We start from the raw sequence: 15,718 nt of genomic DNA, 5'->3' as shown, positions 1-15,718 counted from the left end.
TTTTAATCAATAAAGCAATACTAACAAAAAAAGAGTCCTCCGTCAACCCGAAGGACCAAACGATTTGCCTGCGCGTCGATGTTCAAAACACAGCCCGGCATCCGCCGGGCGCGCACATCTTTATTCACGCTTTTTGCTTCGTTTTCGCGCGCAGGCCGTATACGCCCCCGATTGCGCCGAACAGCACCGCCGTTACGGGAAATACCGCCCAGTTGACGTCCCAGCGCCCGTACACGAAGCCGCTGACGAAGAATACAATAAACGCAAGCGGCCATACGACCGCGGCGATTCGCCCGAGCACCCGGTTTTCTTCTTTTTTCGTCGGAGTGAACTCGCCGAGCTGGAGCAGCTTCTCGTACCCTTCGTGTATCCCTCCATAGTAGACAAACAGGAATAGCATCAAAGACAGCAGCGCCAGCATGACCGATACGCCGTAAGGCGTTTGCCCTTCGCCGTTCATCGCCGCGATCAGCACCGCCACCGGCGACAGCGTGCCCAGGCAGGCCGCCGCGACGACCGAGCGCGAACGGATCGGCCGGAAGCTTTCGCGGTGCGATTCGATTATCCCGCGCGTTCCCGCGGCCAATTCGAAATCGCCGCTTAACACGCCGTAAGACTCTTTGCCGCCGCCGCTCGCGATAAACAAACCGATCGCCGGCACGACAAGCACGAACAGCGCGATCACGGCCAGCAGATAACCCGCGTCTTCGCTCAGAGCGCCGAGCGCTCCGTTCTCGTTCAGCGCCGCGATCAGCACCATCGCGGCGGCGCCGAGCAGAACCAGCATCCAGCCGATTCCTTTGAGCAGCGAAGAACGCCGCACGAAAGCTTCGTACCCCAGCGCGGACGCTTCCGTCAGCTTCGGCGCCGCCTGCCGTTCGTCCGCGGGCGAGATTCCGAGCTCGCCCATCAGCTCGTCGACGCTGCCGAATTCCGAGATCACGATTCCGATGACTTCGTGCTCCGATCTGCCTGTCCGCTTCAGTTCGTCGTACTTGTCCTCCATCGCGGCCAGCATGTCCCTTTTCAGATCCGCTACCTGCGCGGTGCGCGGCCAGGCGGCAAACATGCTGTCCAGATACGCGTTCAGCGTTTCCATCCTCATCACGGCTCCTTTATGAATTTATCGACAACTTCCTGCGTAACCTGCCATTCCCTGCATTTCTCCCGGTAATACGCGACCCCTTCCGGCGTAATTCGGTAATAGGTGCGCCGTTTGCCGAACGTTTCGTCTTTGTGGAACGCCGTAATATATCCGTTTTTCTCCAGCCGCGTAAAAGCCGAATACAGCGTCGTTTCCTTCATCACGTATTTTTCTTCGGAGAGACTGCGGATATTTTTCGAAATCTCGTATCCGTACGATTCCCCGTCTAGCAGCATATACAGGATCATGGTATCGTTGTAGCCCCGGATGACGTCGCTGCTGATCAACGGCCTCCCCCTTCCCGCGCAAGTATTTTTCTACTGCATCTGTCGTACTTCATCTGTCGTAGTAGTTTGTATAGCTACTGTATCACGATTACTACGACAGGTAAAGTAATTCTTCGATTTGAGTTTTTGTTTGTTTTCTCTTTTTATTTCAAAAATAAGCGCCGACCGGAAAACGGCAAAAAAAGACCGGAAAACGCTCCCCTCGCGGGGGCGTTCTCCGGTCGTGCGCTTGGAGGGCGCGCCGAACCCGACGATGCCGCTCCGATCTTATTTGATCTCTTTGTCGAACTGGATATATACCACATGCGTCTGCAAATACTCGTTCAAGCCGTGCTTGCCGTCCGCGCCGCCGATGCCGGATTTGCGCCAGCCCGCGTGGAACCCCTGCATCGCTTCGAAGTTTTCTCGGTTGATATACGTTTCGCCGTATTTGAGACGCTTGACCACTTTGAGCGCCACGTTCAGATTCTGCGTATACAGCGACGATGTCAGGCCGAATTCGCTGTCGTTGGCCAGTTCGATCGCTTCGTCCAGGTCTTTGAACGGCACGATCGGGATAACCGGACCGAAGATTTCTTCCTGGATAATCTCCATCTCGTTGCTCGCGTCGCCGATGACGGTCGGTTCGTAGAAGCTGCCTTTGCCTTCGACCTTTTTGCCGCCCAGCAGCAGCTTCGCTCCCTGCTCCACCGCGCGGTCGACTTTGGATTGTACGGAGTCCTGCGCTTCTTTGTTGATCAGCGGGCCCATCTGGATATCGGTCGATTGAAGCGGATCGCCGTATTTGACGGCTTTCATCGCTTCGACGAGCCGGTTCGTAAATTCTTCCTTGATCTCTTCGTGCACGTATACGCGCTCCGCGCAGTTGCACACCTGGCCCGTATTGATGACGCGGGAATCGACGATCGCTTTGACGGTCAGGTCGAGGTCGGCGTCTTTATGTACGATCGCCGGCGCTTTGCCGCCCAGCTCCAGACTGACTTTGATAATATTCTGGGCCGCCGCTTCCATGACTTTCTGCCCGGCCGGCACGCTGCCCGTCAGGCTGACCATACCCACTTTCGGATTGCTCGCCAGTTCGTTACCCACTTCGCCGCCGCGTCCGGTCACCAGGTTGAACACGCCATTGGGCAGGCCGACTTTGTCGACGATCTTCGCAAACGCCACCGCGTTGTTCGGCGACTCCGCGCTCGGCTTGATCACGATGGTGTTGCCGGTAATCAGAGCCGGAGCCATTTTGCGGGCGATCAGGAAGAACGGGAAATTCCACGGCAGGATGCCGGTCGTGACGCCGATCGCTTTTTTGAATACGAAAATGTTCTCGTTGTCGCGGTCGCTCTGCACGATCTCGCCTTCGTAACGCCGCGCCCATTCCGCCATATAGTCCATATAATCCGCCGTGAAGTTGACTTCCACCGTCGACAGCTCCAGCGTCTTGCCTACTTCTTCGGACACGAGGCGCGCCAGCTCGTCCGCCTGTTCGCGGATGCCGTCGGCGATCCGGTGCAGATATTTCCCGCGTTCCACGGCCGGCGTTTCTTCCCAGGCAATCTGCGCCGCTTCGGCCGCGTCGATCGCCCGCGCCACATCGCCTTTGGTCGCTTTGGGCACCTGGGAGATCGTTTCGTCCGTCGCCGGGTTGGTCACATCCATCCATTCTCCGTTTTCCGCATCCGTAAACTGTCCGTCGATATACATTTGATGTTTTTGCACCGGTTCTGCCTCCTCGAGTTATGGAATGTATCTTCTATTATATTGTAAACGTTATCAATTTTTATTGTCAACATTTCATTCTTTTTTCTTTATTGTTTTGTGATGTTTTATATTTTATTTTGGCTGTTTTTTGTTTCCAAGCTGCGCATCAAAGAGTAGAATGGAGAATGAAACGGAGGGATCCCCATGAAAGTCAGCATCTTTTCGACCTGCCTGGTCGATCTTATGTTCCCGAATGTGGGCCGGGCGATGGTCGAAGTGCTCGAACGGCTCGGCTGCGAGACCGATTTGCCGGCATCTCAAGTCTGCTGCGGGCAGCCGACCTACAACAGCGGTTATCTGGAAGAATCCAAGCAGGCCATGAAGAATATGATGCTCGCTTTCGAGCACTCGGATTACGTCGTCGGCCCGTCGGGCTCCTGCGTCGCCATGTTCCACGAATACCCCCATATTTTCAAAGGCGATCCGCAGTGGGAAATGAAAGCGATTGCGCTCAAAGAAAAATCGTACGAGTTCACCCAGTTTGTCGTCCGCGTGCTCGGCGTGACCGACGTGGGCGCAAGACTCGAAGGCAGCGCGACGTACCATCGTTCCTGCCATATGACGCGGCTGCTCGGCGAAGCGGAAACGCCTTTTATGCTGCTGAAGAATGTAAACGGCCTGGAGCTCGAACCGCTCAAGAACGCGGACAACTGCTGCGGCTTCGGCGGTACGTTCTCGGTCAAGATGCCGGAGATCTCGCAGCAGATGGCGGACGAGAAAAGCGCCTGCGTCGCCGACACGGGCGCCGAATATCTCATCAGCGCGGATATGGGCTGCCTGATGAATATCGGCGGACGCATGTCGCGCACCGGCAAAGAGATCAAAGTCATGCATATCGCGGAGGTGCTGAATACGAGGCCGTCCGCCGTGAAAGGAGGAAGTCTGTTATGAGCCTGCAAACGGACAAACGGGAATTCGGCGAACGTACCGCGGACGGAATCGGCGACGTTTTTATGCGCGGGGCGGTCGGCTCGGCCCAGGACAGCCTGAAAACGCGGCGGCTGACGGCCGCCACTTCGCTGGGCGACTGGGAGCGCTGGCGCGAACTCGGCCAGCAGATCCGGCAGCATACGCTGGAGAACCTGGACTATTATCTGGGGCAGATGGCCGATAACGTGGAGCGCCGCGGCGGCCGCGTCTTCTTCGCGCGGACCAAAGAAGAAGCGAGCGGATATATCCGCGACGTGGTGCAGAGCAAGAACGCGCGCAAAGTGGTCAAGTCGAAATCGATGGTCACGGAGGAAATCGAGATGAACCGCGTGCTGATGGAAGCCGGCTGCGAAGTGATCGAAAGCGACCTCGGCGAATACATCCTCCAGGAAGACGACTGGGACCCGCCTTCGCATATCGTCGCGCCTGCGCTGCACAAAGACCGCAGCCAGATCCGCGACGTATTCGCGTCCAAGCTGGATTACGACGGCGACGAAACGCCGGAGCACCTGGCGCGCTTCGCTCGGCGCATCCTGCGGCAGAAATTCCTCGAAGCCGAGGTCGGCATTACCGGCTGCAACTTCGCCGTCGCCAATCTGGGCGCGATCAACCTGGTCACCAACGAAGGCAACGGCGACCTGACCGCCGCCCTGCCCAAGACGCATATCGCCGTGATGGGCATGGAGCGGATCGTACCGACGCTCGAAGAAATGGAAGTGCTGGACAATCTGCTCTGCCGCAGCGCGGTCGGGCAGAAGCTGACCAGCTACATTACCGTGATGGGACCCGGCGAAGACGGCGAATCCGACGGTCCCGAAGAGTTCCATCTCGTGATCGTGGACAACGGCCGCTCGGATATCCTGGCCGGCGAATTCCGCGAAGCGCTCCAGTGCATCCGCTGCGGCGCGTGTCTGAACGTCTGCCCGGTGTACCGGCATATCGGCGGACACGCCTACGGCTCGATCTATCCGGGCCCAATCGGGGCCGTCATTACGCCGCTGCTCGGCGGTTACGACGAGTACAAAGAGCTGCCTTACGCTTCCAGTCTGTGCGGAGCGTGCACCGACGTGTGCCCGGTCAAGATTCCGCTGCACGAGCAGCTGATCCTGCACCGGCAGAACATCGTCTCCCAGGGACGGACAGGATCGGCCGACCGGATGCAGATGAAAGCCGCCGCCAAGCTGCTGTCGTCGCCGGGATTATTCAGCCGCACGCTGCGCCTGGCGAATCCGATGAGCAAACTGCTCAGCAAGCACGGCCGGATTGTGCGCGGTCCGGCTCCTCTGTCCGGTTGGATCGGTTCGCGCGATCTGCCCCAGCCGGTGAAGAAGCGGGATAACTTCCGCTCCTGGTACGAGCAGCGGGAACGCGGAAGCGCAGCGGGCCGAAACGGTTCGGACGCTTCTTCTTCCGCCGCCTCCTTTTCTATAGAAGAAAAAGGAGGCGATCGCCGATGAATAAGCTGCATTCAAACAGCGGCAGTCCGTCGAACGGCGGTCCTATCCGCGAAGGCTCGAATCGCGAGTCGTTCCTGGACCGTGTCGCGGGCAGCCTGGGACGTCCCCGCCGGACGGACAGCGTAGTACGGCCGGATTGGAAGCATACCGTCCATCTGGACACCCTCTCGGACCGGACGCCGGAGCAGCTGGTCGAGATACTGAAAGAGCAGTGTTTTTTTATCCACACGCAGGTGATCGAATCGACGCCCGAACTGCTTCAGCAGACGCTGGGCGACCTGATCGCGGGCTACGGCGGAGGTCCGGTCGTCCGTTCCGGCGATCCGCGCTTCGCCGAATACGGCCTTTCGTTTCCGGGCGACTTTGCCTGGTCGGAGCACGCGGGGCGCGAAGAGAATGTGCGCCGCGCGGAAGCGGCGAATATCGCGCTCGTATTCGCCGACTACGCGCTGGCCGAATCCGGCACCGTCGTGCTGGCAAGCCGGCCGGACCAGGGCCGGGCGCTGCATTTCCTGCCGGCGCATTATATCGCCGTGATCGAGCGGGAACGGATCGTGCCCCGCTCGACGCAGGCGATGGCCGATCTCAACCGCCGCGTCGAAGCCGGCGAGAATCTCGGCTCCTGCCTGAATATGATCTCCGGGCCGTCCAACTCGGCCGATATCGAGATGCAGCTCGTCGTCGGCGTGCACGGCCCGCTGCGGGCGACGTACGTCCTGGTATAGAGCGGATTATTTTACACGGGCGCAGTCTCCCGCGCAATAACACGACCATACCGCAAACCGAAAAAGCCGGAAAACGCGATTCCTTCGCGCTTTCCGGCTTCTTCGATGAGAACCTTTTATTTAAATTCGAACTTTTCTTCAAAATGTTCATCCTGCATCCTCTGCTTACAACCCGGACGAGTTCAACGCCCGTCAGCTTTTCGCTTTGGTCTTCTCCCGCACCGGCGGCAGCAGCTTCTTCATATCGACCGTCCGCTTGATCTCCCAGGTCGACGGATCGCTTTCCTCGAACTGCTCCAGGTAAACGATCACTTCCTTGGTGATCGGCGTCGGCGTCGAAGCGCCTGCCGTAACGGCCACTTTGGAAATGCCCATCAGCCATTCCTGCTTGATCTCGCTGACGTCGGCGACCCGGTAAGCGGTCGTGCCTGCGATCTCTTCGGACACCTGCGCCAGGCGGTTGGAGTTGTTGCTGCGCGGATCGCCGACGACGATGACCAGATCCGCTTGTCCGGCCTGCTCCGCGACCGCTTCCTGGCGCACCTGGGTCGCCAGGCAGATTTCGTTGTGCACTTCCGCTCCCGGGTAACGCTCCAGCAGCATTTTCATAATATTCTTGATATCCCACTGGCTCATCGTGGTCTGGTTCGTAATCACGATCTTGCCGGCCGGGATGTTAAGCGCTTCGATCTCTTCTTCTTTTTCGATCAGATGCACCTTGTCCGGGGCGATGCCGATCGCGCCTTCCGGCTCGGGATGATTTTTTTTGCCGATATAGATAATCGTATAATCTTCCGCCGCTTTCTCGCGAATCAGGTCGTGCGTCTTGGTCACGTCCGGGCAGGTCGCGTCCACGGTCGTCAAGCCGCGTTCGCGCGCGCGTTTGCGCACTTCCGGCGACACGCCGTGCGCGGTAAAGATCACCGTGCCTTTATCGACCTGTTCCAGAATTTCGAGCCGGTTCGGCCCGTCGAGCGTGATAATGCCTTCGTCCTCGAACGATTGGGTGACGTGCGCGTTGTGCACGATCATCCCGAGTATATAAATAGGCCGGGGCAGATCGAGGTTTTTGGCCGCTTGTCTGGCGAGTACCATCGCGTCGACTACGCCGTAACAGTAGCCGCGCGGGGCGATACGTAGAACTTCCATCTATCAGCACCTGCTTTCGGATTCATGGCTTGAGCGCGGATACGCGCATATCCCGATTATAACGCATTCGGCAGCTTGAAGAAAGGCGGACGGCCGCAGGGCCGCCCGTCCGGATTCAATCGCGCTTATCCCCATCCGATTCTTCCGTCGTTTCCGGCGGCTCGGACCGCTCCGCCGGCTCTTCCGCTTCGAAGACTTCGAACACTTCCCGGGCGCCTTCGGCCGATATTTCCGGGAACAGGGCAGGCAGCCAGATAATAAACGTCGTGCCTTCTCCTTTGACCGTCACCACTTCCACCGACCCCTGGTGCTCGTCGATAATCCATTTGGCGATCGACAGCCCCAGTCCCGTGCCCGGCGTTTTGCCGCGCGATTCGTCCGCCCGGTAGAAGCGCTCGAAGATATGCGGCACCTCGTCTTTGTCCATCCCGATACCGGTATCGCTGACGCGGATGCCCACCTGCTGGCGGTAGACGACCACATCGAGCGTAACCTGGCCTTCCATCGTGTATTTAAAGGCGTTTTCGATAAAAATAAACAGCATCTGCTGCAAGTAGTCTTTGCTGCCGACGACCGCGATGCCGTCCAGCGCATCCAGATCGCCCGGGGCCCATTCGGCGCGGTGCGGCAGGAACTGCGAGCGGCGCACGACTTCTTCGACCAGCGGCTTGATCTGGAGCAGTTCTTTCTGCATCGTTTGGCCGGCGTCGGCACGTGCGAGCGACAGCATATCCGCGACCAGGCGGCTCATGCGCTCCGCTTCGTCCGCGATATCGCCCACCGCTTCGATCGACATCTCGCGCAGATCTTCTTCGCTGAGCGCGGAGCGGCTTCCGTCGGGCGACCAGACCTTTTTGAGCAGATCGATATTGCCCCGGATCGTCGTCAGCGGCGTGCGCAGCTCGTGCGAAGCGTCCGAGACGAAACGCCGCTGCGTGCGGTACGATTCTTCGAGATCTTTGTAAAAAAGCTCCGTCCGCGCCATCATCCGGTTGACGGTGCTGATCAGCCGGCCGATCTCGTCCTCCGGCCCGGTATAATCGATGCGCATGCTCAGATCGCTGCTTGTCTGCACGGCGTTGGCCGCTTCGATCACTTTGCCGATCGGCGCCATCGATTTGCGCGCCAGAAACAGACCGAGCGTAAACGCAAGAATCAGCGTGGAAACGGAACCCAGACCCAGAATAAAACGCAGGTCCGACAGCATATTTTCCGCTTCCTCCGTGCTGGCCGCAATCTGCAGCAGTACCGGCGAGTTCCGGTTCGTCACGACCATTACCCGCTGATAGATCAGATACGGCCGGCCATCCGAACGAATGCGGCTGAACTCTTGTTTGACATTTTTGGGATCGGGCACGTCGAACTTGATCGCGTTGTCGCCGAACGTCATATTGTCGGACTGCTGGAGTTTTTGGGTATCGTAATAGTAAATCTGCACATACAGCCGCCGGTCGACCGTTTGCAGGATATTATTGACGTCGATCGTCGGGTTCACCGTGCCGTCGGCGCTGACGTTGGCGGCCGTAATACTTTTGTTAATCTGGTCGCTGATCCGGCTTTTCCAGGTTTCATACGTATTCTCATAGGTGTTGTAATAGACGAAAACATAAATGATCGCGCTGAACAGCAGCAGCGTAACCGCAAGAATGCCCGAATACCAGGCGGTCAGGCGTAAACGGATAGACATGAACGAGGGCAGCCCCCTTCCGGAAATCGCTTCTTAGGAATCGCTTCTCAGGATGTAACCGGCGCCGCGGATGGTCTGGATCAGGCGTTTGCGGCCGGGATCTTCGGTCTTCTGGCGCAGCATGGCGACGTACACTTCGAGCACGTTGGACTCGCCGCTGTAATCGTAGCCCCAGATCTTGTCCATAATCAGGTCGCGCGACAGCACGCGTCTCGGATTGAGCATAAACAGATGCAGCAGTTCGAATTCCTTCGCCGTCAGCTCGATGCGTTTGTCTCCCCGGGTCACTTCCCGCGAATCGACGTTCATGATCAGGTCTTCGAACGCCAGGCGCTCCCCGTCGTCCCCGCGCACCGAGTCGGTCTTACGGCGCAGCAGCGCCCGCACGCGTGCAAGCAGCTCTTCCAGCGCGAACGGCTTGACCAGATAATCGTCCGCGCCCAGATCGAGTCCTTTGACCCGGTTCTCCAGCTCGTCCTTGGCCGTCAGCATCAGCACCGGCACTCCGCTCCCCGCTTCCCGCAGCCTGCGCACCACCTCGAAGCCGTCCAGCTCCGGCATCATCACATCGAGCACAAGCAGATCGGGATCGGTGGAACGCATCAGCTTCAGCCCTTCCGCCCCGTTGGGCGCCGTATGGACTTCGTAGCCTTCGAAAGCCAGGCCCCGGCGCAGCATGGAAATAATCTTCTCGTCGTCGTCGACAACCAGTATGTTCGATCGCATCTTCTTTTCTTTCCCCTCTACGTTCTTTTTTTATGTTCGGTTTATCGCTTGCCTGATTTTCGCACGCTGTCGTTTTCCTTTTTTCGCTTCTTTATTGTAGCAACCTTCCTGTCTCCGCGCACCCTGTTTTATGGAAAAAGAAAGACTTTCGCCGCGGCAGCCAAACAGGCGGAAAGGGTATCCCCTCCCGCCTGTTTGTTCATCGGACGTTCGCCGCGGATTCGAGGGCTTATTGACCGCCGAACGGGTTGAACTGACCGCTGTCGTTTTGATCGTTCTAGTTGTTGTTCTGGCTGTTCTCGCTGTTGTTTTGCTGAGCGGCGGCCGATTTTTCATACTCGTTGCGGTCCGCGATCGTGACTTTCAGATCGACTTTCTGGTTGTTGCGGATTACGTTCAACGTGATCGTATCGCCGACTTTGAACGTTTGGATCGCTTCGATCAGCTCGGAGCTGGTCGCATACGGGGTTCCGTTGACGCCGCCGATGATGTCGTAGCTGCGCAGATCGGCTTTATAAGCCGGCGATCCGTACAGCACTTCGCTCACCAGGGAACCTTCTTTGGTATCCACGCCCATTTGCTGCGCGATGCTGTCGGACATGGTGGTCAGGCTGGCGCCGATAAACGGAACCGCTTCTTTCGGGATTTCTTCGTTGTTTTTCAGCTTGTCGACGACTTCTTTGATCGTGTTGGACGAGATCGCAAAGCCGATGCCCTGCGCGTCGGTGCTGACCGCCGTGTTCATGCCGATGACTTCGCCCTGCAGGTTCAGCAGCGGGCCGCCGGAGTTCCCCGGGTTGATCGAAGCGTCGGTTTGCAGCAGGTGCTTGTAATCGACGTTCTGGCCCGTCGTTTCGTCGGCGATGGAGATTTCGCGTTCTTTGGCGCTCAGTACGCCGGCCGTCACGGTGTGTTCGAAGCCTTCCGGGTTGCCGATCGCGACGACCCAGTTGCCGATTGCCGTATTGTCGGAATTGCCGAGCGAGATCGCCGGGAAGTCTTTGCCGTCCGTGCTGGTAATCTTCAGTACGGCCAGATCGAGATCGGCGCTGGAGCCGAGCAGTTTCGCTTCGTACGGCTTGGTCGTACCGTCCACCGTTACCTGAATCACGTCTCCGCCTTCGACCACGTGGTTGTTGGTCAGGATGTAGCCTTCTTTATCGAAAATGAATCCCGTGCCCAGGCCCAGCGGCGTCAGCTGATCCGAAGAAGAGCCAGAACCGCTGTTGCCTCTGCTGCCGCTTCCGCCGTCTCCCTGGGAACCGCCATAGAAGTACTGGAAGAACGGATCGCTGTAGCTCGAACTGCTGCGGTTGCCCGAAGATCCGCCTTTGGACAGCGTTTCGATCTTGACGACCGAAGGTCCCGCCTGCGATACGACTTCCGAGATGTCTTTCGAAGAAGCGAGCGTGTAAGCCGCCGTTTGCGCCGTGCCGGTCGAATTGGCCGAAGCGTTTGCCGTGCTCGCCGTTTGCGTCGCCGCCGCTGCGCTCGTCGAATCGCTCGAGGAGAACCAGCCGGCATGACCGGCGGTGAAGACCGAACCGGTGATAACGACCGCGCCGAGCGCGCCGGCCGCGAACGAAGTTACCGCATTTCTGAGCGAAGACTTCGGTTTTTGGTTGTAATTCCAGTTGCCGCCCGATTTGCCGTTCGGCGCGTCGCCGCTTTGCGGATTCGGGGAATTGAACGAATTGTAACTGCGCACCTGGCTCGGCGGCGTCACTTCCACCTGCTGCGGACGTCCGCCGTTCTCGCCTTCGGAATTCACCGATTGGAACGGTCCGTACGAGTAGTAGTAGGAAGAGCTGTCGTCCCGGCCGCCCGCCGACTCGGAGAAGTCCGCTGTACGGCGTTCGTTGTCGCTGCGGCCTGCTGCATTGTTCTCGTCAAAAGAATTCCCGTATTTCTTTTCGTCCATCTCTATTTTCCTCCTCGTCTTCGGGCTGATGCCGAATAACGTAATGTGGTTTATGCTTTTAAGTCGACCTGGGCGATGTGAGCGTCGTGTATGTGCGTTTCGTGTGTCGTTTGCTTCTGTAGTCATTTTCGCCCAGTAACCTTAATTGCACATTAAAAGAGATATAAAGATAGATAAGAAAACGGGAAATTCGAACGATTCCGTCAGTTCAATTTGTACGTATAGGTATGAATCTTGCCGTCGGAGGAAAATGTGTAGCGGAAACTCGCCGTATCGTTGTCGCTTTTCACAAATTTGATAATCGTATCTTTGCCTGCTTCGTTGTACCGATCCTCGCCTGCGCGAATCAAATAATCTTTCTCCGCCTGCGGCAGATTCAGGACTTCGTGCAGATACACCGGCTGTTTCGTGTTCAGGTTATACAGAATCAAATGCTGGCTTTCATATTCGCGCACGATCAGGAATTTGGGGTTCGCGTATTCGACCAGATAATTTTTGTCCGTTTGATTCATGATCCTGGCAAAATCGTACGAAGCTGTCGCCCGGCCTTCACGGTCCACGAATTCGGTCTTTTTCCCGTCCGTGAACAGCCATCGATCGCCGCTTTTGTCGAGACTCGTATCCGGGTAGTCCCCGTTCAGCGAAAGCAGGGTGTCTTTCACGATTTTATATTCCGTAACCAGCATTCTTTCCGTTTGGCGAACCCGATTGGAAGGGCCGGTGACATCGGAAATTGTAAGGTATTCGGAAGTATCGGACAGCTTCTTTACCTGGAGATCAAATCCGTGAAAATAATCCATCTTGGTTTTCCCGATCAGGATCGCCCTTTTCTGACCGACCGCTTTAAATATTCTCGGCAAATCGCGGCTCATCAAAAAGGAAACGTCTCCCTCGCTTCCGATAACGCGTTCGGCAGGCAGATTCACGGTGCGGGATGCCGAATCCCAGGTAACGGTCAAATTCAAGGCTTTCGCCACGAATTTCAAAGGAATATACGTATCTCCGTTAATAAGTCGGGCGGGCACGTCGAGCGCCGTTTCACGCCCGTCTACCGAAGCCGTTTTGCTGCCGATCTTCAGATTGATTACCCGGCTGATTTCGCGCAAAGAAGCCGTTTTCGTTTTCGCATCCCAAAAAGTCCGGATTCCCGCATACCGCCCCAATTCGCGGATCGGCAGCATGATACGCCCGTCCACGATATAGACCGGTTTTTCAAGAAACGCCGTCGCATTTCCTTCTCCCGGATCAACGATCGATTTGTCGATCCGCACCACGCTTTCCGCATGACCTACAGATATAAAGGCGCTGCCGGACAAACCGATTCCCGCCGCCGCGCATACAGACAATATCAGTTTCTTTAGCATTCATTATTCCTCCCATTTTTTTACTGTATCTTTATAAACGCGCAGCGAGAACGAAATGTTGCGAAAAAAATTAATATTCACGACAAAAAGAAGCGGCCGGCTGCGCCGACCGCTTCTTACTTGTAAACCGTCTTCGTTTCCGTACCCGCGCCTCCCTCGTTCTTCGGCACCCGGAAGCTCAATACATACATCAGCCCGCCGCAGATCTCTTTCGCCTCGATATTCTCCATCCCTTCGGGCACCAGGTGGACCGGAATCCGAACTTCCGAACCGCGATCTTTGAACCGGCTGCCTACAAAAGGAATCTTCTCATAGGTGCCGGAAGCCAGCTTCTCCGTTTCATCGACGATAACGATCTTCGTATCTGACTTCGCTACCCGAATCATTTCTTGTACGGCTTTGGCACCATCGTTAAAAAAATTGATGCCGCCCACATGGAAAACCGTATCGAACATTTCGTCCTCAAACGGCAGACATTCGGCGGAAGCGTGGTACAGCGAAGCCGAGCGTTTCCATTTGCGAAGATGTCTGCGGCAGACCTTCAGCATGCCGAGCGACAAATCGAGACCGTGCAGATCGATATTTCGCGGCAGATAAGGAAAGTTGTCGCCGGTGCCGCACGATACTTCGAGGACCCGGCCGCCGTCCGGAATTTCCAGCTCGCTCAGAAACTGCATCCGGTAAGCCGCTTCGCCCCCGAATTTCAAACGGAAATAGGCTTTGTTCGACAAATTATAGAAAGGTGCAATCCGATCGTACATCCGGCGGTATTTCTCGTTGTTCCCGGTTTCTTCACCGTTTGCGATCAAGCTGCGAATCCCGGACGTTTGTTCCGTACGGACGCTCACGATTTCACCAAACCCTGCCGGTGCGCGTAAATCGCCAGCTGCGTACGGTCTTCCAGCTCGCATTTCATCAGCAGGTTGCTGACGTGCGTTTTGACCGTTTTGATGCTGATATGCAGTTCTTCCCCGATTTCTTTGTTGCCCATGCCTTCGGCGATCAGCAGCAGCACTTCTTTCTCGCGTTCGGTCAGCGGCGAAGAATCGGACTGGACCGTCCGCTGCCGGATGCCGCGCGTCAGCGCCTGCGAGACGTCGCCGGTCATGACCGGCATGCCGCGGTACGCGCCTTTGAGCGCATAGATCAGTTCTTCGGCCGTCACCGTTTTGAGCACATAGCTGACCGCCCCGGCTTCGATCGCTTCCATAACCAGCTTGTCTTCGAGGAAACTGGTCAGCATGACGACGCGGATCTGCGGAAACTCGGCCAGCACCGCCCGCGTCGCTTCGGTCCCGTTCATCTCCGGCATCATCAGGTCCATCAGGATCAGATCCGGCAGCTCGACGCCGTCGGCGGCGAAGTCGCGCATGCGCTCAAGCACCTCGCGGCCGTTCGCGGCTTCGCCGATCACCTCAAATCCCGGTTCGAGCATCAGGTACGTTTTCAGTCCCATCCTCACCATGTCGTGATCGTCCGCCAGCAGGATCTTGATCTTGTCCATCTTCTTCCACTGCCTTTCCTTCTGAAAATTTGGGAATATGTACCCGTATCGTCGTACCGGCGCCCGGTTTTGTCAAGATCTCCGCCCGGCCGCCCAGCTTCTCCGCGCGCTCGCGCATCGTCGAAAGTCCGTAAGAGCCCTGCTTCTGCGCCGCTCCGCCGGAGAAACCGCGGCCGTCGTCGCTGATCGACAGCTGCACCTGGCGCTCGCTTTCGCGCAGCGACAGACTGACCATGCTCGCCTGCGCGTGCTTGACGATATTCGCCATCGCTTCCTGCACGATCAGGAACAGCTGACGTTCGATGCCTTCGGACAGTTCGTCGCACAGCTCGACGTCTTTTACGCCCTTGAGGCCGTTCTGGATACAGTAATCGGGGAACCAGCGATCCAGCGCCGCGGGCAGCGCCATTCCTTCCAGCTCGACCGGACGCAGCTGGGCGATCAGCGCGCGCATCTGCTTCTGCGCCAGATTGGACATCTGGATCAGCTGGCGCATCACCGTTTCGGCCGCTTCGGGATTGCGTTCCAGCACTTTGGGCAGCGAAGCGGCCGACATATGGATCGCGAACAGCTGCTGGCTGACGGAGTCGTGCAGATCTCGCGCCATCCGGCGCCGCTCTTCGCGCACCGCGCTTTCCAGCAGCTGTTCTTTGCCGAGCGCTTCGCTCTCGCCCAGGCGCTGCAGCAGCTTGGTCTTGTTCTCGATCGTATCCATCATCGCGTTGAACTCGCGGTACACGCGCGCGAACGACTGATCGTCCGACTCGCCCAGACGCAGCGACAGATTGCCCTGCGAGATCTGGAGCATGCTGTAGTGGAGCACGTCGATCCGCCGCTGGATGCGCTGGCCGGCCACATAGCCCGTCACGATCGCCGCCAGCACCGTCGCCAGCAGATAGAACAGCCAGATCCGGCCCGAAGCGATCTCGACGTACCCGTACAAACTGAACCAAAACAGCAAAGCGGCGAGAATCCCGCCGCTGAGTATAAAATAGAAGATCAGCTCCCACTTGGTGTTTTTCAGTACGTTTCCCATAACCGATAACCGCCCGCCTTTGTATTCCCGTGA

13 protein-coding genes and 1 pseudogene are annotated in these 15,718 nt (G+C 57.4%); 3 read left to right on the top strand and 11 right to left on the bottom strand.

Going from position 1 to position 15,718, the window contains the following annotated elements; translation table 11 throughout:
- Positions 1–124: 124 nt before the first annotated feature.
- The 3 genes from QWJ34_RS03405 to aldA form a co-directional block, all read right to left on the bottom strand.
- Positions 125–1,099, bottom strand: a complete 975-nt coding sequence (locus QWJ34_RS03405; protein WP_302725631.1) for a permease prefix domain 1-containing protein — start codon at positions 1,097–1,099, stop codon at positions 125–127.
- Positions 1,100–1,104: 5 nt separating this feature from the next.
- Positions 1,105–1,431, bottom strand: coding sequence for a PadR family transcriptional regulator (locus QWJ34_RS03400; protein ID WP_302725630.1), 327 nt, complete (start codon positions 1,429–1,431; stop codon positions 1,105–1,107).
- A 267-nt stretch (positions 1,432–1,698) separates the two neighbouring features.
- A complete protein-coding gene (aldA, locus tag QWJ34_RS03395; protein ID WP_302725841.1) occupies positions 1,699–3,129 on the bottom strand; it encodes an aldehyde dehydrogenase in 1,431 nt (476 codons plus the stop codon).
- A gap of 201 nt (positions 3,130–3,330) precedes the next feature.
- On the opposite strand from aldA, the gene QWJ34_RS03390 reads away from it, so the two are divergent.
- The 3 genes and pseudogenes from QWJ34_RS03390 to QWJ34_RS03380 all read left to right on the top strand — a co-directional run bounded on the left by QWJ34_RS03390 (position 3,331) and on the right by QWJ34_RS03380 (position 6,298).
- Complete coding sequence (locus QWJ34_RS03390) at positions 3,331–4,077, top strand: (Fe-S)-binding protein (RefSeq protein WP_302725629.1); 747 nt, start codon at positions 3,331–3,333, stop codon at positions 4,075–4,077.
- Positions 4,074–5,498, top strand: a pseudogene (locus QWJ34_RS03385) (LutB/LldF family L-lactate oxidation iron-sulfur protein); the annotation flags it as partial. The gene QWJ34_RS03390 and the pseudogene QWJ34_RS03385, both read left to right, overlap by 4 nt.
- A gap of 71 nt (positions 5,499–5,569) precedes the next feature.
- Positions 5,570–6,298, top strand: coding sequence for a LutC/YkgG family protein (locus tag QWJ34_RS03380; protein WP_302725628.1), 729 nt, complete (start codon positions 5,570–5,572; stop codon positions 6,296–6,298).
- 192 nt (positions 6,299–6,490) lie between these two features.
- Here QWJ34_RS03380 and QWJ34_RS03375 read toward each other — a convergent pair whose 3' ends face one another.
- The 8 genes from QWJ34_RS03375 to QWJ34_RS03340 form a co-directional block, all read right to left on the bottom strand.
- Positions 6,491–7,447 carry a 4-hydroxy-3-methylbut-2-enyl diphosphate reductase gene (locus tag QWJ34_RS03375; RefSeq protein WP_302725627.1) on the bottom strand — a complete coding sequence of 319 codons (957 nt, stop codon included), beginning with the start codon at positions 7,445–7,447 and terminating at the stop codon, positions 6,491–6,493.
- A gap of 115 nt (positions 7,448–7,562) precedes the next feature.
- Complete coding sequence (locus QWJ34_RS03370) at positions 7,563–9,134, bottom strand: sensor histidine kinase (RefSeq protein WP_302725626.1); 1,572 nt, start codon at positions 9,132–9,134, stop codon at positions 7,563–7,565.
- Between the two features lie 33 nt (positions 9,135–9,167).
- Positions 9,168–9,860, bottom strand: a complete 693-nt coding sequence (locus tag QWJ34_RS03365; protein WP_302725625.1) for a response regulator transcription factor — start codon at positions 9,858–9,860, stop codon at positions 9,168–9,170.
- Positions 9,861–10,137: 277 nt separating this feature from the next.
- Complete coding sequence (locus tag QWJ34_RS03360) at positions 10,138–11,781, bottom strand: S1C family serine protease (protein ID WP_302725624.1); 1,644 nt, start codon at positions 11,779–11,781, stop codon at positions 10,138–10,140.
- Between the two features lie 203 nt (positions 11,782–11,984).
- Positions 11,985–13,145 (bottom strand): stalk domain-containing protein, encoded by a 1,161-nt coding sequence (locus tag QWJ34_RS03355; protein WP_302725623.1) that lies wholly within the window; start codon positions 13,143–13,145, stop codon positions 11,985–11,987.
- A gap of 116 nt (positions 13,146–13,261) precedes the next feature.
- The gene (locus QWJ34_RS03350; protein ID WP_302725622.1) at positions 13,262–13,993 is read right to left on the bottom strand and encodes a class I SAM-dependent methyltransferase; all 732 of its coding nucleotides are present in this window, start codon (positions 13,991–13,993) and stop codon (positions 13,262–13,264) included.
- Positions 13,990–14,649, bottom strand: a complete 660-nt coding sequence (locus QWJ34_RS03345; RefSeq protein ID WP_302725621.1) for a response regulator — start codon at positions 14,647–14,649, stop codon at positions 13,990–13,992. The genes QWJ34_RS03350 and QWJ34_RS03345 overlap by 4 nt, the downstream gene beginning before the upstream one ends.
- Positions 14,561–15,685, bottom strand: a complete 1,125-nt coding sequence (locus QWJ34_RS03340; RefSeq protein WP_302725620.1) for a sensor histidine kinase — start codon at positions 15,683–15,685, stop codon at positions 14,561–14,563. Before QWJ34_RS03340 ends, QWJ34_RS03345 begins: the two co-directional genes overlap by 89 nt.
- Positions 15,686–15,718 lie beyond the last annotated feature (33 nt).

It is taken from the genome of Saccharibacillus sp. CPCC 101409, assembly GCF_030518235.1.
Taxonomy (GTDB): domain Bacteria; phylum Bacillota; class Bacilli; order Paenibacillales; family Paenibacillaceae; genus Saccharibacillus.
The sequence above is the reverse complement of the archived record's forward strand: the minus strand, read 5'-3'. Positions and strand labels throughout refer to the sequence as shown.

What these genes read in the sequence shown, in the direction of transcription:
- QWJ34_RS03405 (WP_302725631.1), bottom strand. Translation starts at nt 1,099, where the DNA reads ATGGAAACGCTGAACGCGTATCTGGACAGCATGTTTGCCGCCTGGCCG.
- QWJ34_RS03355 (WP_302725623.1), bottom strand. Translation starts at nt 13,145, where the DNA reads ATGCTAAAGAAACTGATATTGTCTGTATGCGCGGCGGCGGGAATCGGT.
- QWJ34_RS03340 (WP_302725620.1), bottom strand. Translation starts at nt 15,685, where the DNA reads ATGGGAAACGTACTGAAAAACACCAAGTGGGAGCTGATCTTCTATTTT.
- QWJ34_RS03365 (WP_302725625.1), bottom strand. Translation starts at nt 9,860, where the DNA reads ATGCGATCGAACATACTGGTTGTCGACGACGACGAGAAGATTATTTCC.
- QWJ34_RS03360 (WP_302725624.1), bottom strand. Translation starts at nt 11,781, where the DNA reads ATGGACGAAAAGAAATACGGGAATTCTTTTGACGAGAACAATGCAGCA.
- QWJ34_RS03370 (WP_302725626.1), bottom strand. Translation starts at nt 9,134, where the DNA reads ATGTCTATCCGTTTACGCCTGACCGCCTGGTATTCGGGCATTCTTGCG.
- QWJ34_RS03375 (WP_302725627.1), bottom strand. Translation starts at nt 7,447, where the DNA reads ATGGAAGTTCTACGTATCGCCCCGCGCGGCTACTGTTACGGCGTAGTC.
- QWJ34_RS03345 (WP_302725621.1), bottom strand. Translation starts at nt 14,649, where the DNA reads ATGGACAAGATCAAGATCCTGCTGGCGGACGATCACGACATGGTGAGG.
- aldA (WP_302725841.1), bottom strand. Translation starts at nt 3,129, where the DNA reads ATGTATATCGACGGACAGTTTACGGATGCGGAAAACGGAGAATGGATG.
- QWJ34_RS03390 (WP_302725629.1), top strand. Translation starts at nt 3,331, where the DNA reads ATGAAAGTCAGCATCTTTTCGACCTGCCTGGTCGATCTTATGTTCCCG.
- QWJ34_RS03380 (WP_302725628.1), top strand. Translation starts at nt 5,570, where the DNA reads ATGAATAAGCTGCATTCAAACAGCGGCAGTCCGTCGAACGGCGGTCCT.